Here is a 24,504-nt window from a genome sequence, read left to right as displayed (position 1 = left end):
CCCAGGGGCAGACGCCACGCTGAGGTCATGCCCGATCTCGACGCGTACGCCAGCCACAGCCCGTTCACCGACCCCGGCCGGCACGCCGCGCTGCTGGCGGCCGTCGACCCGGACCCCGCGGCTCTGCACCAGGCCGCGTGCAGCACGGTCGTCCACTACCGGGCCGGCGCCGAGCAGCTCGCGCCGGGCCAGGACGCCGACATCGACCTGCGCTGGCTGTCCGACATCCTCGGCGAGGCCCAGGAGCGCGCGGCCGGGCCGCTCGACTCCGCCCGACCGCCCGCCCAGCAGATCGCCGGCTGCTGCCGCGACCACACGCTGGTCGCGATCGGGGTCCTGCGTGAGCACGGCATCCCGGCGCGCAGCCGCGTGGGCTTCGCGGGCTACTTCCGGCCGGGCTTCCACCACGACCACGTGGTCGCCGAGCGCTGGGACGGGTCGCGCTGGGTGCGGTTCGACGCCGAGCTGAACATGGCCGAGAACTGGTTCGGCTTCGACTCGCACGACATGGCCACCGGGCTCGGCGCGCCCTTCGAGACGGCGGCGGAGGTGTGGCTGGCCCACCGTCGCGATGGTCTCGACGTGTCGACGTACGGAGTCGACCCGTCGATGCCCGAGCTCTGCGGGCCGGAGTTCGTCCGGGGCTATGTCGTCACCGAGCTTGCGCACCGCCAGCGCGACGAGCTGCTCCTGTGGGACGTCTGGGGCGACACGCTCCCCGGGACGCCGACGCCGGGCGACGAGCTGGACCGGCTGGCCGACGAGGTCGCGGAGCTGCTCGTCGCCGCGGACTCCGGCTCGTCCGATGCCGAGGCGTCGCTGGAGGAGCGGTACGCGAGCGACCCGCGGCTGCACCCCGGCGGGGGAGTCGTGACGCTGTCGCCGACCGGACGCGTCGGCGACGCGGACCTCGTCGCGAAGGTCAACCGCTGGCGGTCCTAGAGGACGTGCCGCTCCAGGAAGTCGTTGCGGAAGACGCCGTCCGGGTCGGTCCGCGCGACCAGGGCGCGGAAGTCGTCCCAGTGCGGGTAGAGGCGGGCGAGGTCGCGGTCGGAGTCGGCGAAGAGCTTGCCCCAGTGCGGTCGCGCGTCGAACGGGGCCAGCGCGGCCTCGATCGTCGGCAGCACGGCCTCGACCTCGGGCTGCCGCGGGAGCCACGTGAAGTGCAGGCCGACGCGGGGACCGCCCTGCGCGCCGGACAGCCAGAGGTCGTCGCCGGCCATCGTGCGGACCTCGGTGACCTGCAGCAACGGGGAGACCAGGCCGCTCAGTGACCGGACCGCCTCGAGCGCGGCGACCGCGTGGGCGCGCGGCACCAGGAACTCCGACTGCAGCTCGTCGCCGTTGCTCGGCGTGAAGTCCATCCGGAAGTGCGGCAGGCGGTCGTGCCACGGGCCGGGCTCGCCCAGCTGCGCGGTGCAGTTCACGGGGTCGATGCCGGGCAGCGGGTGGCGGGGGCCGTCGGCGGGGGTCGTGCCGAACAGGTCGGTGCGCAGCGCGTAGCCCGGCGTGACGCGGGTCTTGCGCCAGACCTGCGCGATGGTGTCGCCCGTCCAGTCGGTGAAGAGGCTCACGGAGTCGGCGCTGCTGGTGATCTCGTCCAGGTGCGCCAGCGCCTCCGTCCACGGCAGGTCGACGTGAACCTCCTGCGCGACGTCGTACGTGGGCTCGATGTCGAGGGTCACGCGGGTGACCACACCGAGCGCACCGAGCGCGACGACGGACCCGGCGAAGTCCTCGTCGCCGCGGCGGACCGTCCGCAGCGTGCCGTCGGGACCGACGATCTCCAGGGCCGCGACGGCGGACGCCAGGTTCTTGCTCGCATCGCCCGAGCCGTGCGTGGCGGTGGCGACCGCGCCGGCCACCGAGATGTGCGGCAGGGATGCCAGGTTGTGGACCGCCCAGCCGGCGGGGTGCAGGTGCTGCGCGAGCGTCCCGTAGCGGGTGCCGCCCGTGACGGTGACGGTCCGCGCGTCCTCGTCGATCTCCGGGACCGCCTCCAGGGCGTCCAGGGCCACCAGCGCGGCGGGATCGTCGGCCAGGTCGTTGAAGCAGTGCCGGGTGCCCAGCGCACGGATCCTCGGGGAGCCCGCGACAAGCTCCTGCAGCTCCTCGACGGAGCTCGGGTGGTGCACGACCCCCGCGCGGTAGACGTAGTTGCCGGCCCAGTTCGTCAGCGTCACCGGACCAACCTACGGCCCGGGTGCGGTGAGGAAGATGTCGAACATGCTCGGGTCGTGCGCGTGCACCAGCACCATGAACACGAACAGGTCGAACAGCAGGTGCACCGCCACGACGTAGGTGAGCGACGTGGTCTTGCGGAAGATCCATCCCTGGATCAGCGCGAACGGGATGGTCAGCAGCGGTCCCCACTCGCGGTAGCCGAGCTCCCACAGGAACGACACGAACACCGTCGCCTGCAGCAGGTTGGCCAGCCAGAACGGGAAGTGCGGCCGCAGCAGCGCCAGCACCACGCAGATGAAGAACAGCTCGTCCCAGATGCCGACGGCGTTGACCCCGACGAACAGCCGCGCGACGTCGCCCGTGCCGTCGAGGTCCGGCCAGTTCTGCCACACCCCCGACCCGAGGAAGTACGCCGGCAGGATCAGGTACGCCGCGAACGCCACCGCGACCAGGTACAGCGCCTGCCACCGGTCCCAGCGCCGGCCCGTGCGCACCGGGAAGTGGATCTTGTCGTCGTGGAAGACCCGGCTCGAGATCAGCGTCGGCACGATCACCGCCAGACCCAGCGCGACCGTGAACCGGAGCATGCCCACGTTGGACAGGTCCGCCTTCAGGGAGATGGTGCTGATGATCACCTGGCCCAGGGCGATGAGGGCGAGGTCCCTGCCGAGGCGCTTGTCGACGACGAGCCCGAGGGCGACGCCGATGACCAGCGGCACATAACCGAGCGGGCGGACGTGGACCGCGAACAGCAGGACCGCAGCCCCGCACACCAACGCCGCGGCGAGGATGCGGAGGGCGTCGTGCCCTCGTGCCCGGTCGGCGACCGGGGCGGTGCTCGTGCTGAGCGCGTCTGTCACGGGTGGGCCTCCGGGGTGTCGAACCAGCAGTCTGACTGCTCGTCGGCCGCTGGGCGAGACTTGCCCCATGGACCTCCCGCGCGTCGCGATCACCTACTGCACGCAGTGCCGCTGGCTCCTGCGGGCCGCCTGGTACCAGCAGGAGCTGCTGACCACCTTCCACCGCGAGCTCGGAGAGGTCGCGCTACGGCCCGCGACCGGCGGGGTGTTCCGGGTACAGGTCGACGACGTCCTGGTGTGGGACCGGTCGGAACGGGGCGGGTTCCCCGACCTGCCCGAGCTGAAGCGGATCGTGCGGGACCTCGTGGCGCCGGACAAGCCGCTGGGGCACACCGACCGGGTGGCGGAGGAATGACCTCGGCGTCTGCGTGAGATGGACGTTCGTGCAGGTGGACCGGGGTCCAGCGCCAGGTGGACGACCGTGGACGCTGTCCGTCCGGCGTCGATAAGTTCGCGGCGGACCGGCAGGGAGAGCGACCCGGTCGGTCCACCAGAGACGACACCGAGGGTGGCTGGCCGGGAAACACGGGGGACTCCGGCCGGCCCCATGACGGGCGGGTGACCGACAGCGGGGGCTCCTCGGTCACCCGCCCGTACATCTGTGGGGGACGTCCCGCCCGCTACCGAGCGGCGGCGGGCGGGACGTGACGGGTCAGGCGCCGGTCGGGCGGGGGCAGGAGACGCCCGTTCCGCCCAGGCCGCAGTAGCCGGCCGGGTTCTTGTCGAGGTACTGCTGGTGGTAGCCCTCGGCGTAGTAGAACGTCCCGGCGTCGTCGGCGGACCGGATCTCGGTGGTGATCTCCCCGAAGCCGGACTGCGTCAGGCGTGGCTGGAACTCGTCACGGGTGGTGCGTGCGGCGAGCTCCTGCTCGGGAGTGGTGGTGTAGATCGCCGAGCGGTACGTGGTGCCGACGTCGTTGCCCTGCCGGTACCCCTGCGTCGGGTCGTGCGACTCCCAGAAGGTGCGCAGCAGGTCGCCGGCGGAGACGACGGTGGGGTCGTACGCGATCATCACGATCTCCGTGTGCCCGGTCATGCCGGTGCACGTCTCCTCGTAGCTCGGGAAGGGCGTGAACCCACCCTGGTAGCCGACGGCGGTCGTGACGACGCCGGGGATCTTCCAGAAGGTGCGCTCCGCACCCCAGAAACAGCCCATCCCCACGTAGAGGACCTCGGTGCCCTCGGGCCAGGGGCCCTGCAGCGGCGTGCCGAGGACGGTGTGGGTGGTCGGGACGGTGTACGCGTACCGATCGCGGCCGGCGAGGGCGCGCTCCGGGGCCACCATCGTGGTCTTCAGGGCGGATCCGAACAGCCAGTTCATGGTCTTGATCCTCTCCGGGAGCCCGGTTGGTCACCTGGGTCCTCCCGGGATCTGCAACGGTACGCACCCTGTCTGTGTTCCCGCCGAGATGAGGAAGTCTTGACCGAACCGATACCAGACCAATAGCGCACCCCGCCATGACCAAGAGCGCACCCGGCGTTGCCCACCGCGGCGCTTCCTCGCCGAGCGCCTAGCCTGGGACGCGTGACGAACCACGCGCACCCCCACGACGACGACTGGGCCTCCGCAGGCTTCTCGACCCGCGCCATCCATGCGGGTCAGGACCCGGACCCCACGACCGGGGCGGTCGTCCCGCCCATCTACGCGACCTCGACCTACAAGCAGGACGGCGTCGGAGGGCTGCGCGGCGGGTACGAGTACTCGCGCTCGGCCAACCCGACGCGGACCGCGCTGGAGTCGGCGCTCGCCGCCGCGGAAGGCGGGGCCGCGGGCTTCGCGTTCGCGTCGGGCCTCGCCGCGGAGGACACCCTGCTGCGGGCGACCCTGCGGCCGGGCGACCACGTCGTCGTCCCGAACGACGCGTACGGCGGCACGTACCGCCTGATCGCGCGCGTGTTCGGCCCGTGGGGCATCGAGCACACGCCGGTCGACCTGTCCGACGCCGACGCGGTGGTCGCCGCGATCCAGCCGGGGCGCACGAAGGTGGTCTGGGTCGAGACCCCGACCAACCCGCTGCTCGGCATCGCGGACATCGCGGTCCTCGCCGCGCACGCCCGGGCGGCCGGTGCGCTGCTCGTCGTCGACAACACGTTCGCGACGCCCTACCTGCAGCAGCCGCTCGCGCTGGGTGCGGACGTCGTCGTGCACTCGACGACGAAGTACATCGGCGGGCACTCGGACGTCGTCGGCGGCGCGCTCGTCGTCGCGGACGGTGCCCAGTTGCCCGTCGGCCTGGAGGCGCCGACGGGGACGACGAACCTCGCCGACGCGGTGCGGTTCCACCAGAACGCGTCGGGTGCGGTCGCGGGTCCCTTCGACGCGTGGCTGACCCTGCGCGGGCTCAAGACCCTCGCGGTGCGGATGGACCGGCACCAGAGCAACGCCCGCGCCGTCGCCGACTTCCTCGTGGCGCACGACGCGGTGACGTCGGTGATCTACCCGGGCCTGGACAGCCACCCCGGGCACGAGGTGGCCGCACGCCAGATGACCGGGTTCGGCGGGATGATCTCGTTCCGGACCGGCAGCGAGGCGTCCGCGCTCGCGGTCTGCGCGGCGACGCACGTGTTCACGCTGGCAGAGTCGCTCGGTGGCGTCGAGTCGTTGATCGAGCACCCCCACCAGATGACCCACGGGTCCGTGGCGGGCACCGAGCTGGAGGTCCCGGACGACCTCGTGCGGCTCTCCGTGGGCATCGAGGACGTCGCGGACCTGATCGCCGACCTCGACGGCGCGCTGGCCGCTGGACGCGACGCGTGAGCGCCGCCGAGCCACGCACCCCGAACGCTGACGGCACCTCGGTCCCCCCGTCGGTACGCAACGCCGCCGCGTGGTCGTGGCGGCTGCTGCTCATCGGTGCCGCCCTCGCGGTGCTCCTCTGGCTCCTCAGCGAGCTCAAGGTCGTCGTCGTGCCGATCGCGGTGGCGCTCCTGATCACCGTGCTGCTCGCACCGCCCGTCGGCTGGCTGGTCCGGCGCGGGCTGCCCCGCGTGGCGGCCGTGGGGATCGCGCTCGCCGGGCTCGTCCTCCTCGTCGCCGGGCTGCTCACGCTGGCGGGGCGCTCGATCGTCAAGGGCTTCGGCGAGCTGTGGGACCAGGCCGCGCAGGGCATCGACAAGCTGACCACGTGGCTCGCGGAAGGTCCCCTGCAGCTCACGACCACCGACATCTCCGGCTGGATGGAGCGGATCCAGGGCTCGCTCAGCGGCGGCAGCTCCGAGCTCGTCACCGGGGCGCTGCACGCCACGACGACCGTCGCGCACGTCGCCGCGGGATCGCTGATCGCGCTGTTCTGCACGTTCTTCTTCCTGCTCGACGGCCGGACCATCTGGGCGTGGATCGTCGGGTTGCTGCCCCGCGGGTCCCGCGAGCACGTGCACCAGGCCGGTCGGCGCGGGCTGGTCACCCTCGGCGCGTACACGCGCACGCAGATCCTCGTCGCGGGCGTCGACGCGGTCGGCATCGGCCTCGGCGCGGCGATCCTCCAGGTTCCCCTCGCGCTGCCTCTGGCGGTGCTGGTCTTCCTCGGCTCGTTCATCCCGATCGTGGGCGCGGTCGTCACCGGGTCGATCGCGATCCTGGTCGCGCTCGTGTCCAACGGGCCGGCGACGGCCCTCTGGATGCTCGTCGTCGTGATCGTCGTGCAGCAGCTCGAGGGACACGTGCTCCAGCCATTCCTCATGGGCCACGCGGTGTCGCTGCACCCCGTCGCGGTGCTGCTGTCGGTCGCGGCGGGCTCGTTCGTGGCGGGGATCGTCGGTGCGCTGTTCGCGGTGCCGATCGCCGCCACCCTCAACACCGTCCTGCTCTACCTGCACGGGCACGACAAGTTCCCGCAGCTGGGCACCGACGACCACATCCCCGTGCGCGGGCGCGGGCATCCCGTGCTCGACCGCGCCATCGCGCAGGTGGCGGAGGCGACGTCCGAGCGGGTGGCGACGGAGGCGGAGACCGCGGAGCGTCTCGACGCGGACGAGCCGCCCGCCACCGTCGACACGGTGGCGGAGGACGCCGGCGAGCCGGGTGGCCCGGACGACGCGTCCCCGACGAGCCCGCGATGACCGGCCTCGCCGACATCCGTGCGGCGGCGGCGATGCTCGAGGGAGTCGCCGACCGTACCCCGGTGCAGCTCAGCCGGGCACTGTCGCAGGTGTGCGGGGCCGAGGTGTGGCTCAAGTGCGAGAACCTGCAGCGCGCCGGCTCGTTCAAGCTGCGCGGCGCCTACGTGCGCATGGCCCGTCTCTCGGCCGAGGAGCAGGCGCGGGGTGTCGTCGCGGCGAGCGCCGGCAACCACGCGCAGGGGGTCGCGCTCGCGGCCCGGATCCTCGGCCTGACCGCGGTCGTGTTCATGCCCGCCGACGCCGCCCTGCCGAAGATCGCCGCCACCCGGGACTACGGCGCCCGGGTGGAGCTGGTCGGCGCCAGCGTCGACGAGGCCCTCGTCCACGCCCGCGAGTACGCGGACCGCACCGGCGCCGTGCTCATCCACCCGTTCGACCACGAGGACGTCGTCGCCGGCCAGGGCACCATCGCGCTCGAGATCGTCGAGCAGGTCCCCGACGTCGCGACGGTCGTGGTGCCGATCGGCGGCGGCGGCCTGGCCGCGGGGGTCGTCGCGGCGCTCGCCGAGCTGCGGCCCGACGTGCGCGTGATCGGCGTGCAGGCCGCCCGCGCGGCGTCCTACCCCGCGTCGCTCGCGGCCGGTCACCCGATCCCGGCTCCCGAGCTGCGGACCATGGCCGACGGCATCGCGGTCGGGCTGCCCGGCACGGTGCCGTTCGGGATCCTGGCCGGTCGGCACATCGAGGTGGTGACCGTCTCCGAGGAGGACCTGTCCCGCGCGCTGCTGCTGGTCGCGGAGCGCGCCAAGATGCTGGTCGAACCGTCCGGGGCGGCCGCCGTGGCCGCGGTCATGGCGGGTCTCGGGCCGCTCGAGGGGCCGGTCGTGGTGATCCTGTCCGGCGGCAACATCGACCCGCTCGTGCTCATGCGGGTGGTCCGGCACGGGCTCGCGTCGGCCGGGCGGTTCCTGCAGCTGCAGGTCCGGATCGACGACACCCCCGGCGCGCTCGCCGACCTGCTGCGCGCCCTGGCGGACACCGGCGGGAACGTCATGCACGTCTCGCACGCGCGCACCGTCGGCGACCTGCAGCTCGACGAGGTCGCGATCGTGGTGCAGGTCGAGACCAAGGGGCCGGACCACTGCGAGTACGTCGTGGAACAGCTGCGGGCGGCGGGCTACCGGCTCTGAGCCGGAAACGGCGACGAGGCGCCACCCCCGGAAGGGGTGGCGCCTCGTCGTGCGGCTGGTGTCAGCCCGCGAAGGGCTTCGCGTCGGTGATCTCGACCTGGATCTCACGCCCGTTCGGCGCGGTGTACGAGGTCGAGTCGCCGATCTTGGTGCCGTTGATGGCGGCACCCAGCGGCGACGTCGGCGAGAAGACCTCGATGTCGGAGGTCCCGGCGATCTCGCGCGAGCCGAGCAGGAAGACCATCTCGTCGCCGGCCACGAGGGCCGTCACGACCATGCCGGGCTCGACGATCCCGTTGTCCGGGGGCGTCCCGATCTGGACGTTGCGCAGCTTCTCCTTCAGCTCGCGGATGCGGGCGGCCTGCTTGGCCTGCTCCTCGCGAGCGGCGTGGTAGCCGCCGTTCTCCTTGAGGTCGCCTTCGTCGCGCGCAGCGGCGATGCGTTCGATGACCTCCGCGCTGCCCTCACCTTCGAGGTGTGCGAGCTCGGCCGTGAGGCGGTCGTAGGCCTCCTGGGTCAACCATGTGGCCGCAGTCGTATCGGTCACGATCGCTCCTTTCCTGACGTGTGTGCCGGACGGGCCGACGTCCGCGCGGGCCGGGGGGCCAGCGCTCGGCAGTCCGATCGGCCGGACGCATCCTGCGGACGCGTCCGGATAGCGGGTACTGAGGGGTGCTCCGCCGTTCCCTCTCGGTCGAATGGACCCGTGGTGGCGCCGGACCGGGGCGGCGTTGAAACGAACAGGATAGCAAGGCGGGGCCGACGGAACCCCGAGATCACCCGCTCAGCGGCCTGCAGAACGGCCGTGCACGTCCCAGACCGGTCAGGACCCCTCGACCAGCTCGCAGGAGTCCACGATCCCGGTCACCGCGAGCTCGGTGGTCTGCACGGGGACGGTGACGCGCCGGGTAGCCGCTTCCGCCGGGCCCACCTCGACCGTGCGGACCCCGACCTCGGCGTAGGACTCCGAGAGCGCCGTGACCGTACAGGTCACCGTCGACTCCTTGGGCTTGGTCACCTCGAAGGTCACGTCGACCGAGCGGGACCCGTCGACGTGGAAGCCGACGTCCTTGTACGACACCGGCTCGCCCGCCATGGAGAGGCCGATCCAGACGACGACGGCGAGCCCGACGACGGCGGCCACCACGATCCCGACGCGCCCGCGCCGGGCGGACCGTGCGGTCGGCTCGGGACCGTACCGACCAGCAGGCGGTCGGGTGGCGGGCGACTCGGTCACGAAGCTCCTCGTGCTCGTGGGATGGCGCGACGTGGCTGCCGCGTGAGCGATCATTGTCTCTCGTCCAACCACCCGCCCGTGCCGAGCGGACCGCGACTCCGCGGTCCCGGCGGGCGACCGACGGGAGGCCCGAGGTGACCGGAGAGCGGCTGCGCCTGATGGCGGTGCACGCCCACCCCGACGACGAGTCGAGCAAGGGCGCCGCGACCACGGCGAAGTACGCCGCCGAGGGCGTCGAGGTCCTCGTCGTGTCGTGCACGGGCGGTGAGCGCGGCGACGTGCTCAACCCGCAGCACCCCGCGGTCGAGGGCGGTCTGGACGGCATGCGGGAGTACCGCAAGCACGAGATGGCTGCCGCGGCCGCCGCGCTCGGGGTCCAGCACCGCTGGCTGGGCTTCGTCGACTCCGGGCTGCCCGAGGGCGACCCGCTGCCGCCGTTGCCGGAGGGGTGCTTCGCGCTCGTCCCGCTCGAGGAGGCGTCGGCCCCCCTGGTGGAGCTGGTCCGCGAGTTCCGGCCCCACGTGATCACCACGTACGACCCGTCGGGCGGCTACCCGCACCCGGACCACATCATGTGCCACCGCGTGTCGGCGGAGGCGTTCGAGGCAGCCGGCGACCCGGCGCGCTACCCCGGGCTCGCCGAGCCGTGGACGCCGTCGAAGCTCTACTACAACCACGGGTTCTCGCTGGCCCGGATGCGGGCGGTGCACGACGCGATCGTCGCCTCCGGCCGCGAGTCCCCGTTCGGCGACTGGCTCGACTCCCGCCAGGCCCGCGAGGTCCCGGAGCGGGAGGTGACCACGCACATCGAGTGCTCCGCGTTCTTCCCGCAGCGCGACGACGCCCTGCGTGCCCACGCCACCCAGATCGACCCGGACGGGTTCTTCTTCGCGGTGCCGCGCGAGCTCGAGGTCGCCCAGTGGCCCACCGAGGAGTACGAGCTCGCGACCTCGCGCGTCCCCGTCACGCTGCCGGAGGACGACCTCTTCGCAGGGCTGCGTGGGGGCGAGACCGCATGATCTCCCTGCTCCTCGCCGTGCCGGCGCCCAGCCCGTCGCCGTCGGACGTCACGATCGACGGCACGCCGCTGGGCTCGCCGGGGTTCCTCGGGTTCGTGTTCACGTTCGCGCTCGCGATCGCCGTGGTCTTCCTGTTCCTCTCGCTGACCAAGCAGCTGCGCATCGTCGACCGCCGCGCCAAGGCGCTCGGGCTCGACGACGACGCTTCTGACGACGAGGTCGACGACCGCACGGCCCGCCCGCACGCGGACCTGGGGTTCGTCGACGCCGGCCCGGGAGGCCCGGACCTCGAGGTCGACGCGGACGTCGAGGTCGCACCCCGGGACGTGCTTCCCGACGACGAGCCCCAGGACCCGGGCGCGTCCCGATGAGCGCCACCCCGGCGCCGCCGCAGCGGCCCTCCGTGCGCGTGACCGTCGCGCAGCTGCAGGTCAGCGACGACCACACCGCCAACCGCGAGGTGGTCGAGGACGCGTTCCAGACGGCGTCCCGTGCCAGCGCCGACCTGCTGGTGCTGCCGGAGTACGCGTCGGGGTTCGACCCCCGCGGCGTCGGCGCGGAGCACGCGGAGCCGCTCGACGGCCCCTTCGTGACCATGCTGCGCACGCGCGCGAAGGCCACCGGGGTGGCGGTGCTTGCCGGGACGACGCTGCCCGCGGACGGTGACGACTCCCGCGCGGTGAACGCGGTCGTGGCCGTCGACGGGACCGGCGAGCTGGTCGGCGTGTACCGCAAGGTGCACCTGTACGACGCGTTCGGCCACCGGGAGTCGGACCGGCTGGTGCCGGGTCCGACCGATGCGCCGCCGCTCGTCGTCGAGGTCGGCGGCCTGACCTTCGGGGTGCTGACCTGCTACGACCTGCGGTTCCCGGAGTCGGCGCGCCGGCTGGTCGACGCGGGCGCCCAGGTGCTCGTCGTCCCCGCCGCCTGGGCGGCCGGGGAGCTCAAGGCGATGCACTGGCGGACGCTCGCGATCGCGCGGGCGATCGAGAACACTGCCGCGGTGGTCGCCGTCGGGCAGGCCGGCAGGGGTGTCACCGGGCGCTCGCTGGTGGTGGCGCCCGACGGCATCGTCGGTCTGGAGATGGACGAGCAGCCGCAGGTGCGGACCGTCGACGTGGACGGTGCGGCGCTGCTGCGCGTGCGGGAGCAGAACCCGTCGCTGGGCAACCGGCGGTACACGGTGGTCCCGGTCGCCTGAGCGGGCTGTCGGGCCGTCAGGCCGACCCGTACGACGCCATCGACACGGCGATGTAGTGGCAGCCGTACCCGACCACCGTCAGCACGTGGAAGATCTCGTGGAACCCGAACCAGCGCGGGCTCGGGTTGGGCCACTTGGTGCCGTACACCACGGCGCCGAGCGTGTACGCGAGGCCGCCTCCGGCGATGAGCAGCACGATCGCCAGGCCGCCCGACCGGTAGAACTCCGGGAAGAACCAGACGGCCACCCAGCCGAGCGCCACGTACACGGGGACGTAGAACCAGCGGGGCGCGCCGAGCCAGAACACGCGCGCGAGCAGCCCGACCAGGGCCCCGGACCAGACGACGATCAGCAGCGTGCGCGCGGTGTCGGCGGGGAGCAGCAGCACCGACAGCGGCGTGTAGGTGCCGGCGATGATGAGGAAGATGTTGGTGTGGTCGAGCCGGCGCAGCACCGCGGCGACCTTGGGCGACCAGTGGCCCCGGTGGTAGACCGCGCTGGTGCCGAAGAGCATCACGGCGGTGACGCCGAAGACGGCGGTGGACCACTTGGCGAGCGGCGTCGGTGAGAGGACGACCAGGACGATCGACGCGACGAGGACGAACGGGGTGACGCCCGCGTGGATCCAGCCCCGCAGGTGCGGCTTGACGGACTCGGCGACCCGGTCGACCAGCCCGTCGTGCTCCTGCTCGACCGCCTCCGAGGAGGCTGCGGCCTGTGCGCCCGGCTGTTCTGGGGCGGGCGCGGGGGAGGAGCTCATGGACCGGACTCGATTCGTCAGCGGAAACCTACGACACCGTAGGTTACGACACCGTAGGTAGGGTGTCGACCGTGTCGCGGGCGATGTGACGCGGTCGACGGACGCCCTCGGTGACACCTCCGAAACTACCTCGCGACCGGGTCTCGGCGAGACCTGTGAAGGTCCCGTGTGCTGACGTCCCGCGGTCGGGGAGACCGGGTCCGCCGGGTGCCCCCGGCGAGTACGGTGAGCGGGTTCCCGTCGCCTGGACCAAGGAGTGCGCGTGCGCCTGCCCCACCCGCTCTACGGGCTGTACGAACGCCGGCTGGCGGCGTCGCTCCCGAAGGACGGACTGCCGCGCCACGTCGGTGTCATCCTCGACGGCAACCGCCGGTGGGCGCGCAGCGTGGGGGAGTCCACCCGGCACGGGCACCAGGCGGGCGCGGACAAGATCGCCGACCTGCTCGAGTGGAGCGAGGACATCGGGGTCGAGGTCGTCACCCTGTGGATGCTGTCCACGGACAACCTCGGCCGCGGCGCCGACGAGCTCGAGCTGCTGCTGCAGATCATCGAGGACGCCGTCGCCGCGCTCGCGGCCACGGGCCGCTGGCGGATCCAGGCCGTCGGGGCGCTCGAGCTGCTCCCCGACCAGACCGCGAAGGCGCTCGTCGCCGCGCAGGACGCCACGGCCGGCGTCGTCGGCCTGCACGTGAACGTCGCGGTCGGCTACGGCGGGCGCAAGGAGATCGCCGATGCCGTGAAGTCGTTCCTGCGCGAGCACGCCGACGCCGGGTCGAGCCTGGACGAGCTCGCGGAGGCGTTCGACGTCGAGCACATCGCCGAGCACCTGTACACGAAGGGTCAGCCGGACCCCGAGCTCGTGATCCGCACCTCGGGGGAGCAGCGGCTCGGCGGGTTCCTGCTCTGGCAGAGCGCGCACTCCGAGTTCTACTTCTGCGAGGCGTACTGGCCCGACTTCCGGCGGGTCGACTTCCTGCGCGCGGTCCGCGCCTACGCGGCGCGGGAGCGACGCGGCGGACGGTGAGTCGTTCGGGTTAATTCTGCGGACGGCCGTCCAGGTCGTTCCGGGGTCCTCAGCTGCTCCGACCTGCGGCTCTGCCCCACGAGGGCGCCTGGAGCCCGAAATGCCCACGTGAACACCGTGTAAACACCTTCGCGTGCCTCCCCGGAGGGGCCCTGTGCCGGGCTTATGTTCCGCCGTAGAGGACAGCGACCGCCGTCCCCGGGAGGCCAGCCCATGGAGCATCCGCTCCGGGAGGAGGGCCGGATCCGGCCCTCTGTTCCTGGAGGGGCCGACCGCCCCCGTCCCGTCGCCGTACGTCGGTGCGTGGTCCTGCTCTGGCAGGACGCCGGTGTCCGGTGCCCGTCTCGGCGCACGTAGCGCCGGAGGGAGCCTGCCGTGGTCAGCAAGGCGCAGCACGACCCCCAGTCCACGACGACCGATGGGCTCGACCAGTCACGCAAGACCCACGTGCTCGACACCTCCGTGCTCCTCTCAGACCCGCGGGCGATCCTGCGGTTCGCGGAGCACGACGTGGTCCTCCCCGTGGTCGTCATCACGGAGCTCGAGGCCAAGCGGCACCACGCCGAGCTCGGCTACTTCGCCCGGTCCGCGCTGCGGATGCTGGACGACCTGCGCATCGAGCACGGCCGCCTCGACATCCCCATCCCCCTGGGGAGCGACGGCGGCACCCTCCGGGTGGAGCTGAACCACACCGATCCCAGCGCGCTGCCGGACGGCTTCCGGCTCGGCGACAACGACACCCGGATCCTCGCCGTGGCAGCCAACCTCGCGGCCGAGGGGCGTGACGTGGTCGTCGTCTCCAAGGACCTGCCCATGCGCGTCAAGGCGTCGGCCGTGGGGCTGACCGCCGAGGAATACCGCGCCGAGCTGGCCGTCGACTCGGGCTGGACCGGGATGGATGCCCTGGACCTGTCCGAGCAGCAGATGTCGACCCTGTGGGAGCACGAGACGATCCCGCTCGCCGACGTGCCCGCCGGCTTCGGCACGGGTACCCCGAACCCGAACGACCTCATCTGCCACACCGGCGTGGTGCTGCACAGCCCGCGCGGCTCGGCGCTGGGCCGGGTGACCGCGGACAAGCACGTGCAGCTGGTCCGCGGCGACCAGGACGTGTTCGGCCTGCACGGACGCAGCGCCGAGCAGCGGATCGCGATCGACCTGCTGCTCGACGAGGAGATCGGCATCGTCTCGCTCGGCGGGCGTGCCGGGACCGGCAAGTCGGCGCTCGCGCTGTGCGCCGGGCTGGAGGCCGTGCTGGAGCGTCGTCAGCACCGCAAGGTCATGGTGTTCCGACCCCTGTACGCGGTCGGCGGCCAGGACCTCGGCTACCTGCCCGGCAGCGCCGACGAGAAGATGAACCCCTGGGCGCAAGCCGTCTTCGACACCCTCGGGGCGCTGGTGTCCAAGGAGGTCGTCGAGGAGATCATGGACCGCGACATCCTCGAGGTCCTGCCGCTCACCCACATCCGCGGACGCTCGCTGCACGACGCGTTCGTCATCGTCGACGAGGCCCAGTCCCTCGAGCGCAACGTCCTGCTGACCGTGCTGTCGCGCATCGGGCAGAGCTCGCGTGTGGTCCTCACGCACGACGTGGCCCAGCGCGACAACCTGCGGGTCGGCCGGCACGACGGGGTCGCCGCCGTGATCGAGGCGCTCAAGGGCCACCCGCTGTTCGCGCACATCACGCTCACGCGCTCGGAGCGCTCGCCCGTCGCCGCGCTGGTGACCGAGCTGCTGGAGAGCATCGAGGTCTGATCGACGGCCGGACGCCCGGGCACCTCGCGTGAGGGCCCGGGCGTCCTGCTGCCTCAGTGGTGCCCGTGCTCCTGGTGGGTGGCGTCGAGCTCCCGGACGAGTGCGCCGAGCCCGACGCCGAGCGCGTGCCGCTCCTCGTGGCTCAGCCGGGCCAGCAGCCGGCTGTGGTGCTCGCTGAGCTCGGCGCCCACGCGCTCGGCGACGTCGCGCCCGACGGCGGTGAGCTGCAGCCGGTAGAGGCGCCGGTCGTCGGCGTCACGCTCGCGGCTGAGCCACCCCCGCTCCTCCATGCCCGCGGCGAGCCGGCTCACGGTGCTCTTCTCGAGGCCGAGCCGGGCGGCCAGCTCCTGCTGCGAGAGGGCGCCCGCCTCCGCCAGCTCGCCGAGCGCGAACGTCTCCGAGACCGACAGCCGGACCCCGGCGTGCTCGTGCGACCGCTGGACGGACTCGAGGAACCCGCTCGAACGGGCGATCTGCTGGATGAACCGGCGCAGGTCGTCCTCGGGGAAGGTTGTGCTCTGCAACTGTTTCGCCTACTGTTCGTCGGAAGAGTTGTAAAGCACAACTGTAGGGGAGAAGCTCCATGACCGACACCGACCACCACCACGGTCACCAGCACTCGCGCGGGCGCCTGCACCGCCGGCTGACCCCGCACGGCCACGGGATGGGGCCGATGAACGACCCGGGGCGGTACGAGCGGCTCTCGGGTCGCCTGGCCGCGCGGCTCTACCGGCGGGTGGCCCGCGACGTCACGACTCTGCGGCTCCCCGACGGAGCACGGGTGCTCGACGTCGGCACCGGCCCCGGGACGATGCCGCGCCTCATCGTCGGGTCCGCTCCCGGGCTGGCGGTCGACGGGATCGACGTCGCGCCCGAGATGATCGCGTGGGCGCAGCAGACCGCGACCCCGGGCGTGACCTACACGGTCGCCGACGTCGCGGCGCTGCCCTGGCCCGACGCCACCTTCGACGTCGTCGTGTCCACGCTCAGCCAGCACCACTGGGCCGACGTGGACGCCGGCCTGCGCGAGGTCCGACGGGTGCTGCGACCCGGCGGGCAGGCGTGGGTCTACGACGTCCGGTGGGCGCTCCCGCAGGAGGAGTCGGTTGCCGCGGCGCTCGGCGCCGGTACGTCCGTCGTCCGCGAACGGCGGCTCGCCCGGACGTCGTGGTTCAACCCGATCGGCCGCCTGGTGCTGCGCCCCGTCTGACGCGGGTCAGCCGTCGACGAGCTTCCCGTCGGCGATGTGGATCACGCGGTCGGCCAGCGACACCATCAGCGGGTCGTGCGTGGACACGATGGCCGTCATCCCCTCGGCCTCGACGACCGCGCGGATCAGGGCCATCACGGCCGTGCCGGTCTCGGTGTCCAGCTGCCCCGTCGGCTCGTCGGCCACCAGGAGGCGGGGGGAGTTGGCCAGGGAGCGCGCGATGGCGACGCGCTGCTGCTGGCCGCCGGAGAGCTCACCCGGGCGCTGCAGGGCGTGCGGGCCGAGGCCGACGAGGTCGAGCAGCAGCTGCACCCGCGCCTCGCGGTCCTTGGTGGGCAGCTTCCGCAGGCGAAGCGGCACGCCGACGTTCTCCGCGGCGGAGAGGACCGGCACCAGGCCGAACGTCTGGAACACGAACGAGACGACGTCCCGGCGCAGCTCGACCAGGCCGCGCTCGTCGAGGGACGAGACCTCGCGACCGTCGACGACCACGCGACCGCCGTCCGGCCGGTCGAGGCCACCGATGACGTTGAGCAGCGTCGTCTTGCCCGACCCCGAGCGACCGACGAGAGCGACCAGCTCGCCCGGCGCGATGGTGAAGGAGATGTCCTGGAGCGCGTGCACCGCGGCCGCGCCGGTGCCGTAGGTGCGGCTGACGTGCTCGACGCGGACGACGGGCTCGGTGCTCGCCGAGGCAGCAGGTGCGGGGGTGGTCGTGGTGGTGGTCACCGGTCGGCCTCCTGGTCGGGTCGGGCGGCTGCCGGCGGCGGTACCACGGGGACCGCCCCCGTGGGCGTCGCGGAGTGCCGGCCGGTAGGTCGGTCGGGGTCTCTCGTCGGCACCGGCCGGTCCGGCCACAGCGAGACGTGCGACTCCTCCAGCGCGAGGCGCACCCGGCCCACCAGGTTCAGGGCCTCCCGGTACTCGCGCGGCAGCTGCACCCGGCCCGCCCGGTCGAGCACCGCCAGCTCCTCGGCGACCACGTGCTCGGTGCCGTCGTCGCGGGTGTGCGTGCGCCGGACGACCTCCGAGCTGGTCCGCCCGTCGCGGATGGCGACGGTCCGCTGCACGTGCTCGCTCACGCCGGGGTCGTGCGTCACGACGACGACGGTGGTGCCCAGCTCGCGGTTGACGGTCCGCAGTCCCTCGAGGACGTCGTGCGACGTGGCCGAGTCGAGCTCACCCGTGGGCTCGTCGGCGAAGAGGACCTGGGGGGAGTTGGCGAGGGCGACCGCGATGGCGACGCGCTGCTGCTCGCCGCCGGACATCTGCCCGGGGCGGCGGTCGGCGCAGTAGCCGACGCCCAGCACCTCGAGCAGCTCGGCGGCCCGGCGGTCGCGCTCCTTGCGGCGCACCCCGGCCAGGGCCAGCGGGAAGGCCACGTTCTCCGTGGCGTTCAGGTACGGCACGACGTTGCGCGCGGTCTGCTGCCAGACGAACCCGACCATCGAGCGCCGGTACGCCACCCGCTGCGCGCTCGACATCGCCATGAGGTCCCACGGCCCGACCCGCACCTTGCCGGCGGTGGGCACGTCGAGACCGGAGAGCACCGAGAGCAGCGTCGACTTGCCCGAGCCGGAGGCGCCGACGATCGCGACGAGCTCACCGTCCTCGACCAGCAGGTCCAGGCCCTGCAGCGCCTGCACCTCGACGCCCTCGGACTGGTAGATGCGCACCAGGGAGTCGCACACGATGAGCGCGTGCTCACCGAACGCGCCGGTGCGCTGCCGGGCGCGCGCCTCGAGCGTGTCGAGCGTGGGCTCGTCGACGGTCTGCATCGCGTTCACGTGGAACTCCTTCGTGTCGTCGTGCTCATCGCTCGCCCACCCGCAGCACCTCGCCGAGTCTGTCGCGCCGGCGGACCGCCGACTCGACGCCCACCGCGACCGCGAGAGCACCGAGCACGACGACCGTCGCCCCGACGATCGGGACCCACGTGACCTGCAGCGACGTCGCCGCGGGGTCGCCGGTGAGCAGGTCGAGACCCAGCGCGCCGGTGAGCACCCACGGCACCGCGATGCCGATCGCCGTCCCCGCCAGCACCGCGGCGAGGGCCAGCGGCGCGAGCTCGCCGAACGTCATCGCGCGCGCGGTCCGCGCGTCCAGGCCGAGCGTCCGCAGCGCCGACAGCGTGCGCCCCCGCTCGCGACTGGTGGCCACGACGGTGAGCACCAGCCCGAGCACGGCGTAGCCCGCGAGGATCAGGCCCGTGGCGACGAGCAGCGCCAGCAGGCCCGCGTTCAGGGGCGACGCCTGCCAGGTGCTCAGCCACTCGTCGCGCTCGGTGACGGTGATGCCGGCGGTGTCGGCGAGTCCCGCGTCGCGGACGGCCGCCGCGGCCCCTGGTCCGTCGACCCAGGTCGTGGTCGCGAGCACCTCGTCGCCCGAGCCTGCCGCGAACGCCTCGCGGTCGACGACCACGACACCCTCGGCGTCCGACAGGGTCGAGGAGGTCATCGGCAGGACCGGTGGATGGTCGGCGCTGCCGACGACGCGGAGGTCGACGAACGCCTGGGCGCCCATGAGCGCGGGTGCGATGAGCGCCGCCGTGCTCTGCAGCGACGGCGAGATCAGCGCGGGGACCCCGTCTCCGGCCGCCGACCCGAGCCCGGCCAGGCCGGCGTCCACCGGGCGGCCGTGGGCGGCGAGGATCTGCGCGAGGTCGGCGGAGTCCACGAGGAGGACCTGCGCCTTGACCCCGCTGGACCGGCCGAACGTCCGCTCGCTGAGTGAGGTGGCGCCGGCCACGCCGGTCACGCCGGGCGCGTCGCGCAGGGCGGCGACGACGGCGGGGTCGAGGGTCCCGTCGACGCGGACCTCGGCTCCGACGACGATGTCCGCGGCGGTGCTCTGCCCGGCGGTGACGGTGACGGCCGTGGTGCCGCAGAAGACGACGAGCGCGATGGAGATCGTCAGGGTCAGCAGGGGGACGCGCGTACCGGACGTGCGGCCCGCCCGCGCGGTCGCGACCACGGGCACCAGGCCGCGTCGGCGGGAGGCGATCCCGGACAGGGCGCGCAGCGTGGGCGGGAGCGCGCGGGCGACCAGGACGGTCGCGGCGCAGGCCAGCAGCACCGGCGTCGCCGCGAGCAGGAGGTCGACGCCGCCCGTCGCGGTCTGCACGAGCCCGCGTCCCCGCGCCGACACCAGGGCGGCCACGGCGATCGCGACGAGCGCGAGCTCCGCGGTGAGGCGGCGAACGCGGCGCCGGCCGAGCACCCGCTCGCGGTCTGCGCGGTTGGCGGGCAGCCGACGACCGGTCCATGCCCCGGCCACCACGACCGCGGCGGCGATCGCCGGGGCTGTCGCGGCGACGAGGACGATCGCGGCGGCCACCACCCAGGTGCCCCGAGCGTCCGGCACCAGGAGCCACGCGCCCGCGGCGCCCACGACGGTGGCGAGGGCGACGAGCGGCACGCTCTCCGCCAGCGCACGCAGCGCGACCGACGCGATCGACGCCCCGCGCGCACGCTCGGCGAGCAGGAACGTCTCGCGCCGGACCACCAGCAGCCGCGCGGCGAGGACCAGCGTCAGGGCCCCCGCCGCAGCCAGGCCGACGAGGAGGACCGACGTCTGAGCCGTCGCCGCGAGGAGGCGGGCGTCGGCGGCGCGCAGCACGGTGTCCAGCTCGCTGACGACCGACGGGGTGGTCCCGTCGGAGCCCGTGAGCGGGCCGGGCAGCGCGATGATCTGCGAGACGGCGCGCGCGACCTCCCGGGTGTCGGTGGCGCGCACCTCGTCTGGGGCCGCCGGGAACCGGAAGGCCGTGGTGGTCGACCGCGCCGACTGCATCGCGAGGATCGCGTCGGGCAGGGAGGCGTCGGAGGTGAGGAGTCCTGCGCGGCCCACGACCTCCGACGTGGCCGGCGGTGGCTGCAGGTCGAGGAGGTCCGCGTAGGTCGACCACACCGGCGACGTGCCGTCGACGGGCTCGTACAGGCCGGTCACGACGGCCACGACGTCGCCACGGGTCGGCCCGGTGAGCGGCAGGCGCTGCCCGACGCTGAGGCCGAGCTCGTCCGCGGCGGACGCCGACACCCCGACCTCGACGAGGCGTGGGTCCGACGACCCGACTGCGTGCTCGGGCGACATGCGCGGCTCGAGCCCCGACACCCATCGCACCACCGGATCGGTCGTCGTCGGCGCGCCGAGGTGCACGAGCCGGGTGGACACGAGGTCGTCCGCCAGTCGCGCCGTGAGCGGCGAGCTCTGGACCGCGCTCACGACCGGTCCGGTCACGGCCTGCACCGACTCCGGCAGCGACGACCGCATGGTCGTCGCCGCGTTCGCGACCAGCGTCGCGGCGTTGTCGACGCGCTCGGGCTGCCCGGTCGCGGTGACAGCCCCGAAGCCCGGTGCGCTGCCCAGCACGATCAGGACGTCCGCCGCCGGACCGGCGTCCCGGACGGCACCCTGGACGCCCTCGTCGGCGGTCCGCAGCACGATCCGGGGGACGGCCAGCGCGATGAGCACGGTGACCGCCAGCACGACGGCCGCCAGCGCCAGCAGCCCGGCGTCCTGCAGGCTCCGCCGGCGTGCGACCAGGACCGCGTCGCCGGTGGTCGCGCGCCAGCCCGTCACGGCCCGGGTGCGCAGGGTCGTCGTGGTCATCGTTCGTCTCCCAGCCGCAGGAGCTCGCCCGACGCGCGGCGCAGCAACGAGCTGGTGGTCAGGGCGACGGCGCCGCCGACCAGCACCACGAGCACGACGACCAGGGCCGCCTGCGTGGGCCACGGCCACTGCACGATCACGGCGGGGACGGGCCGGCCGCCCTCGGCGGACACCGTGACCAGCGGTGCGACCACCTGTCCCAGCACCGCGCCGAGGGTCAGACCCGCCACCAGGCCCAGCACACCGAGGATCCCGTGCTCGACCAGGACGGAGCGGACCAGGCCGGAGCGGGGGGCACCCAGCGCCTGCAGCCGGGCCAGCTCGAGCCGACGGGTGCGCACGGCGACGGTCGCGCTCATGGCGAACCCGGCGACGGCGAGCGCCACGGCGGCCACCGTCACGATCCACAGCGCGGCCTGCACGCCGATGCGCAGCGGGCCGTCGGTGGCCACCTCGCGTGCGGTCACGCGGTCGACCGCCACGCCGAGGTCGTCGTGCCGCACCTGCTCCACCAGTGCGGGCGCGCCCGCGTCGGGGACCTGGAGCCACCACTCGTCGAGCAGCGGGCTCGTCGACGAGCCGAGCAGCGCCGCGCGCGTCAGCAGGTCGCGGTCGGCCAGGACGGCGGCACCTGTCGGCAACCCGGGAAGGTAGGCCACCACCCGGTCGACGACGACGGGCACGCGGGTGCTACCGAGGTCGAGGTCGAGCTCGTCGCCGACGGCGACGGTGAAGGCTGCTGCGAGCGTGTCGGTCACCACGACCGGGACGGGGCCGGGCGACGGGAACGTGGCGGCGGCGAACCCGGAGCGACCGAACAGGACCTCGAACGGGTCGATCCCGCCGGTGACGCGCAGCGCCCCGTCCTCGGTCCTGACCCCCAGCAGGGGGCGGCTGCCGTTGTCCTGCACCATGCCCTGCACGCTCCAGACGGTGGAGGTGACGTCGACGGGCGTGATCGTGTCAGCCGTGGCTCCTGCGGGTCGTTCGACGGCGCGCAGGTCCCGCAGGCTGACGTCCAGGCGCGCGTCGGCCAGGCCGAGGGACAGCCCCTCGTTCGGGTCGAGCTCGTCGGCGAGGATCTGCGCGGAGACGCCGACCAGCTGCAGCCCGGCCGCGGCGACCGGCAGCTCGGCGGTGACGTCGTCCGTCGTGCCGACGAGCGGGATCGGCCCCAGCTCCAGGGGTGTCCGGGTGCCGAGCGGGTCCTCGACGACCAGGCTGACCAGCAGGACCCCGTCGACCGGCAGGGACAGGTAGCTGTCGACGTCCACGAGGAGGCGGGTGGGTGCTCCGGGCAGCGCGATCCCGGTTGCGGGCTCGGCGGGCTGCAGCGGTGCCGCGATGGTGCTCCACGACGGGGAGATCCGGCCGCGCATCAGGGCGCCCGCCTGCGTGGTGTCCAGGGCGAGCAGGTCGACCGACCGGCCGCGGCTCTCGCCGGAGGTGTCGGAGGGGTGTCCCAGGCTGACGGACTGGAACGTGACCGGGCTGGCGGCCTGGACGCCCGCCAGTCCGGCGACGGTGCTCGCCTGCGCGATGCCGGAGCCGTCCACGCGGTCGAGGCGGACGTCGGTCCCCACGGCGAGGTCCACCTGGTCGCCCTGGGACGTGCGCCAGGTGCTGAGGAACGACTGCGAGAAGGATCCGACGGCCAGGGCGAGGGTGAGCAGGAGCACCGCGCCGGCTGCCCGGCCCGGGCGTCGACCGACCTCCCACGCGGCGAGCGGGGAGATCAGCGACCGGCTCCGTGCTGCCAGCCGCTCCCCGGCGCGCGCGACGAGGGGCAGCAGCCGCAGGGCCAGCACGGCGCCGGCGAGCAGCAGGAGCGCGGGGGCCACCACCAGCACCGGGTCGAGCCGTCCCGAACCGGCGTCGACGACGGGCGACCGGTAGGCGCGGAGCTGCCACACCGCGAGCCCTGCGAGCACCAGGAGCGCGAGGTCGGCCCCGGAGCGCGCAAGGCCGCCCCGGCGGTCCTGCCGCACCAGCTGCTGCTCGGCGTCGACGACGCTGCCCCGCCGTCGCAGGAGCGGTCCGAGGAGCACGCCGGCGAGCACGAACGACGCGGCGGCGCAGGTGATCCACAGGGTCGGCGGACGGCCCGGGTCGTGGTGCAGACCCGCCTCCGCGAGGGGGCCGAGGGACGTGATCGCCTGGAACAGCAGGCCGGCCAGCCACGGCGACACGAGGGTGGCGACGAGGGCGACCCCGGCCGCCTCCAGCGCCGCGAGGAGCAGCAGCTGGCGCCCCGACGCACCGCGCGACGACATCAGGGTCTGCTCGGGCGCGCGGCGGTCGGCCAGCAGGCGAGCGGCCAGCAGCAGGACGGTGACCGTGAGCACGACGAGCATGAGGCCGATGATGACGAGGCTGACCCGGGTCACGGCCAGGTTGCTCTGCGCCACGTCGATCGTCGTGGCGATCCGGGACTGGAACTGGGCGGTGAGCACGTCGCCCTCGGTGGTCGAGACGAGCGTGGCCTGCGCGTCGTCGAGCCTCGCGCGCACGCCGTCGACGGCGCCGGGCGGGCTGGCGGCGAGCTGCGGTGACGCGACGAGCGCGGCGGTGGCGACGGAGCCCGGGGTGCTCAGCGCGTCCGGTGCCACGAGGAACGGGCCCCAGGCGTGGGCGGTGACGAACCCGAAGGTGCCCGGTACGGGGTAGGAGGGGTCGTGCTGCGCGCCCTTGAGCAGGTCGCGGGTCCACAGGCTGCGCGGCTTCGACAGCTCGTGGATCCCGACGACGACGACGGCGCTGGGCCGGTACGTGTCCAGGTTCTGCACGGACAGCTCGGTGCCGACGGTCCAGCCGTACTCGTCCGCAGCGACCTTCGGCACGACCACCTGCACGCGACCCTGGCCGTCGGTGCCCGTCGTGGGCCACGCGCCCGCGACCAGCGTTGCGTTCTGCGGGATCTCGGGGTTGACGGCGAGGTAGGCCAGGGGAGCGTTGACCGTCTGACCCTGGCTCAGCAGCCGGTACATCGGTGACGTCAGCCACAGCGTCCGCGTCGACGGGACCTCGCCCAGCAGATCGTCGAGGAACGCCTGACCGGAGGCGACGGCGACCTCGGGGTCGTCGTTGTCGAGGGTGAGGAGCGCGTCGACGTCCGTGGCCGTGATCGGGGCGCGGTTGAGCGCGGTGTCCAGCGCGCGGTTCTCGCTGGTGAACAGCAGCAGGGCGAAGGTGCCCAGGAGGGACGCGCCGATGAGGGCGACGGCGACGACGGTCGCCAGGAGAGTGCGTTGGGCGGCGGCGCGGTGGCGCAGCACGCGCAGGCTCCAGCCCATCCGACCTCCTCGTCCCGGGGGCGCAGCGAAAGAGGGACGTCACCACGCGGTCCGGCGATCGTAAAGGAGCAGGCCCAAGGTGTGGGAGCGATCCCGCAGTT

Annotated in this window: 22 protein-coding genes; 11 read left to right on the top strand and 11 right to left on the bottom strand. The window is 73.5% G+C overall.

The genetic code is table 11. The features are described from left to right. The first annotated feature begins 27 nt into the window (after nucleotides 1-27). Nucleotides 28-942 carry a transglutaminase-like domain-containing protein gene (locus tag J2X26_RS01150; protein WP_307489097.1) on the top strand — a complete coding sequence of 305 codons (915 nt, stop codon included), beginning with the start codon at nucleotides 28-30 and terminating at the stop codon, nucleotides 940-942. Here the strand turns inward: J2X26_RS01150 and J2X26_RS01145 are convergent. Both J2X26_RS01145 and J2X26_RS01140 read right to left on the bottom strand, forming a co-directional pair. Continuing rightward, the gene (locus J2X26_RS01145) at nucleotides 939-2,183 is read right to left on the bottom strand and encodes a D-arabinono-1,4-lactone oxidase (RefSeq protein WP_307489095.1); all 1,245 of its coding nucleotides are present in this window, start codon (nucleotides 2,181-2,183) and stop codon (nucleotides 939-941) included. The two genes, J2X26_RS01150 and J2X26_RS01145, sit on opposite strands and share 4 nt — an antisense overlap. 9 nt (nucleotides 2,184-2,192) lie before the next feature. Continuing rightward, nucleotides 2,193-3,044 (bottom strand): CPBP family intramembrane glutamic endopeptidase, encoded by an 852-nt coding sequence (locus J2X26_RS01140; RefSeq protein ID WP_307489094.1) that lies wholly within the window; start codon nucleotides 3,042-3,044, stop codon nucleotides 2,193-2,195. 67 nt (nucleotides 3,045-3,111) lie between these two features. Between J2X26_RS01140 and J2X26_RS01135 the strand changes: the two genes are divergently transcribed. Then, nucleotides 3,112-3,399, top strand: a complete 288-nt coding sequence (locus J2X26_RS01135) for a SelT/SelW/SelH family protein (RefSeq protein ID WP_307489093.1) — start codon at nucleotides 3,112-3,114, stop codon at nucleotides 3,397-3,399. A 297-nt stretch (nucleotides 3,400-3,696) separates the two neighbouring features. On the opposite strand, the gene msrA is transcribed toward J2X26_RS01135, so the two are convergent. Further along, nucleotides 3,697-4,365, bottom strand: coding sequence for a peptide-methionine (S)-S-oxide reductase MsrA (msrA, locus tag J2X26_RS01130; protein ID WP_307489092.1), 669 nt, complete (start codon nucleotides 4,363-4,365; stop codon nucleotides 3,697-3,699). A gap of 204 nt (nucleotides 4,366-4,569) precedes the next feature. On the opposite strand from msrA, the gene J2X26_RS01125 reads away from it, so the two are divergent. The 3 genes from J2X26_RS01125 to ilvA are packed head-to-tail and all read left to right on the top strand — an operon-like array spanning nucleotide 4,570 to nucleotide 8,293. Then, entirely contained in the window at nucleotides 4,570-5,802 is a 1,233-nt protein-coding gene (locus J2X26_RS01125) for a cystathionine gamma-synthase (RefSeq protein WP_307489091.1), read from the top strand. Continuing rightward, nucleotides 5,799-7,103: an AI-2E family transporter gene (locus J2X26_RS01120; RefSeq protein WP_307489090.1), complete on the top strand. Its 1,305-nt coding sequence runs from the start codon at nucleotides 5,799-5,801 to the stop codon at nucleotides 7,101-7,103. The genes J2X26_RS01125 and J2X26_RS01120 overlap by 4 nt, the downstream gene beginning before the upstream one ends. Further along, entirely contained in the window at nucleotides 7,100-8,293 is a 1,194-nt protein-coding gene (ilvA, locus tag J2X26_RS01115; RefSeq protein WP_307489088.1) for a threonine ammonia-lyase, read from the top strand. The genes J2X26_RS01120 and ilvA overlap by 4 nt, the downstream gene beginning before the upstream one ends. Before the next feature lie 61 nt (nucleotides 8,294-8,354). On the opposite strand, the gene greA is transcribed toward ilvA, so the two are convergent. After that, on the bottom strand, nucleotides 8,355-8,840 hold the full coding sequence (greA, locus tag J2X26_RS01110) for a transcription elongation factor GreA (protein WP_307489087.1): 486 nt from the start codon (nucleotides 8,838-8,840) through the stop codon (nucleotides 8,355-8,357). Between the two features lie 276 nt (nucleotides 8,841-9,116). After that, entirely contained in the window at nucleotides 9,117-9,530 is a 414-nt protein-coding gene (locus J2X26_RS01105) for a DUF4307 domain-containing protein (protein ID WP_307489086.1), read from the bottom strand. Between the two features lie 134 nt (nucleotides 9,531-9,664). On the opposite strand from J2X26_RS01105, the gene mca reads away from it, so the two are divergent. Genes mca through J2X26_RS01090 form a run of 3 tightly spaced genes read left to right on the top strand, consistent with a single transcriptional unit; the run spans nucleotide 9,665 to nucleotide 11,750 of the window. Then, nucleotides 9,665-10,549, top strand: coding sequence for a mycothiol conjugate amidase Mca (gene mca, locus J2X26_RS01100; RefSeq protein WP_307489085.1), 885 nt, complete (start codon nucleotides 9,665-9,667; stop codon nucleotides 10,547-10,549). Then, nucleotides 10,546-10,920 carry a hypothetical protein gene (locus J2X26_RS01095; RefSeq protein WP_307489084.1) on the top strand — a complete coding sequence of 125 codons (375 nt, stop codon included), beginning with the start codon at nucleotides 10,546-10,548 and terminating at the stop codon, nucleotides 10,918-10,920. Before mca ends, J2X26_RS01095 begins: the two co-directional genes overlap by 4 nt. Beyond that, nucleotides 10,917-11,750: a carbon-nitrogen hydrolase family protein gene (locus J2X26_RS01090; RefSeq protein ID WP_307489083.1), complete on the top strand. Its 834-nt coding sequence runs from the start codon at nucleotides 10,917-10,919 to the stop codon at nucleotides 11,748-11,750. Before J2X26_RS01095 ends, J2X26_RS01090 begins: the two co-directional genes overlap by 4 nt. A 16-nt stretch (nucleotides 11,751-11,766) precedes the next feature. On the opposite strand, the gene trhA is transcribed toward J2X26_RS01090, so the two are convergent. Continuing rightward, nucleotides 11,767-12,510: a PAQR family membrane homeostasis protein TrhA gene (gene trhA / locus J2X26_RS01085; protein ID WP_307489081.1), complete on the bottom strand. Its 744-nt coding sequence runs from the start codon at nucleotides 12,508-12,510 to the stop codon at nucleotides 11,767-11,769. A 262-nt stretch (nucleotides 12,511-12,772) separates the two neighbouring features. Here trhA and J2X26_RS01080 point away from each other — a divergent pair, with 262 nt between their 5' ends. Both J2X26_RS01080 and J2X26_RS01075 read left to right on the top strand, forming a co-directional pair. Further along, nucleotides 12,773-13,534, top strand: a complete 762-nt coding sequence (locus J2X26_RS01080) for an isoprenyl transferase (RefSeq protein WP_307489080.1) — start codon at nucleotides 12,773-12,775, stop codon at nucleotides 13,532-13,534. A gap of 375 nt (nucleotides 13,535-13,909) precedes the next feature. After that, on the top strand, nucleotides 13,910-15,289 hold the full coding sequence (locus tag J2X26_RS01075) for a PhoH family protein (RefSeq protein WP_307489078.1): 1,380 nt from the start codon (nucleotides 13,910-13,912) through the stop codon (nucleotides 15,287-15,289). Nucleotides 15,290-15,342: 53 nt separating this feature from the next. Here J2X26_RS01075 and J2X26_RS01070 read toward each other — a convergent pair whose 3' ends face one another. Further along, complete coding sequence (locus tag J2X26_RS01070; protein WP_307489076.1) at nucleotides 15,343-15,813, bottom strand: MarR family winged helix-turn-helix transcriptional regulator; 471 nt, start codon at nucleotides 15,811-15,813, stop codon at nucleotides 15,343-15,345. A gap of 59 nt (nucleotides 15,814-15,872) precedes the next feature. On the opposite strand from J2X26_RS01070, the gene J2X26_RS01065 reads away from it, so the two are divergent. Next, nucleotides 15,873-16,499 (top strand): class I SAM-dependent methyltransferase, encoded by a 627-nt coding sequence (locus tag J2X26_RS01065; RefSeq protein WP_307489074.1) that lies wholly within the window; start codon nucleotides 15,873-15,875, stop codon nucleotides 16,497-16,499. Between the two features lie 6 nt (nucleotides 16,500-16,505). Here the strand turns inward: J2X26_RS01065 and J2X26_RS01060 are convergent, their stop codons facing one another. From J2X26_RS01060 to J2X26_RS01045, 4 genes are read right to left on the bottom strand one after another with little or no spacing between them, the layout of a single operon-like run. After that, nucleotides 16,506-17,228 (bottom strand): ABC transporter ATP-binding protein, encoded by a 723-nt coding sequence (locus J2X26_RS01060; protein WP_307489072.1) that lies wholly within the window; start codon nucleotides 17,226-17,228, stop codon nucleotides 16,506-16,508. Next, nucleotides 17,225-18,277: an ABC transporter ATP-binding protein gene (locus tag J2X26_RS01055; RefSeq protein ID WP_439897817.1), complete on the bottom strand. Its 1,053-nt coding sequence runs from the start codon at nucleotides 18,275-18,277 to the stop codon at nucleotides 17,225-17,227. Before J2X26_RS01055 ends, J2X26_RS01060 begins: the two co-directional genes overlap by 4 nt. Before the next feature lie 34 nt (nucleotides 18,278-18,311). Then, nucleotides 18,312-21,110, bottom strand: a complete 2,799-nt coding sequence (locus tag J2X26_RS01050; protein WP_307489069.1) for an FtsX-like permease family protein — start codon at nucleotides 21,108-21,110, stop codon at nucleotides 18,312-18,314. After that, nucleotides 21,107-24,403: an FtsX-like permease family protein gene (locus J2X26_RS01045; protein ID WP_307489068.1), complete on the bottom strand. Its 3,297-nt coding sequence runs from the start codon at nucleotides 24,401-24,403 to the stop codon at nucleotides 21,107-21,109. The genes J2X26_RS01050 and J2X26_RS01045 overlap by 4 nt, the downstream gene beginning before the upstream one ends. Between the last annotated feature and the right edge of the window lie 101 nt (nucleotides 24,404-24,504).

Source organism: Cellulomonas humilata (genome assembly GCF_030814415.1).
In the GTDB taxonomy this organism is placed as follows: Bacteria; Actinomycetota; Actinomycetes; order Actinomycetales; family Cellulomonadaceae; genus Cellulomonas; species Cellulomonas humilata_A.
Note: the sequence above shows the minus strand (reverse complement) of the source record. Positions and strands in the feature narration are given on the sequence as shown.

Excerpts from the sequence above, each read along its gene's own strand:
- J2X26_RS01150 (WP_307489097.1), top strand. The coding sequence starts at position 28 with ATGCCCGATCTCGACGCGTACGCCAGCCACAGCCCGTTCACCGACCCC.
- J2X26_RS01135 (WP_307489093.1), top strand. The coding sequence starts at position 3,112 with ATGGACCTCCCGCGCGTCGCGATCACCTACTGCACGCAGTGCCGCTGG.
- msrA (WP_307489092.1), bottom strand. The coding sequence starts at position 4,365 with ATGAACTGGCTGTTCGGATCCGCCCTGAAGACCACGATGGTGGCCCCG.
- ilvA (WP_307489088.1), top strand. The coding sequence starts at position 7,100 with ATGACCGGCCTCGCCGACATCCGTGCGGCGGCGGCGATGCTCGAGGGA.
- J2X26_RS01095 (WP_307489084.1), top strand. The coding sequence starts at position 10,546 with ATGATCTCCCTGCTCCTCGCCGTGCCGGCGCCCAGCCCGTCGCCGTCG.
- J2X26_RS01090 (WP_307489083.1), top strand. The coding sequence starts at position 10,917 with ATGAGCGCCACCCCGGCGCCGCCGCAGCGGCCCTCCGTGCGCGTGACC.
- trhA (WP_307489081.1), bottom strand. The coding sequence starts at position 12,510 with ATGAGCTCCTCCCCCGCGCCCGCCCCAGAACAGCCGGGCGCACAGGCC.
- J2X26_RS01065 (WP_307489074.1), top strand. The coding sequence starts at position 15,873 with ATGACCGACACCGACCACCACCACGGTCACCAGCACTCGCGCGGGCGC.
- J2X26_RS01055 (WP_439897817.1), bottom strand. The coding sequence starts at position 18,277 with ATGCAGACCGTCGACGAGCCCACGCTCGACACGCTCGAGGCGCGCGCC.
- J2X26_RS01050 (WP_307489069.1), bottom strand. The coding sequence starts at position 21,110 with ATGACCACGACGACCCTGCGCACCCGGGCCGTGACGGGCTGGCGCGCG.
- J2X26_RS01045 (WP_307489068.1), bottom strand. The coding sequence starts at position 24,403 with ATGGGCTGGAGCCTGCGCGTGCTGCGCCACCGCGCCGCCGCCCAACGC.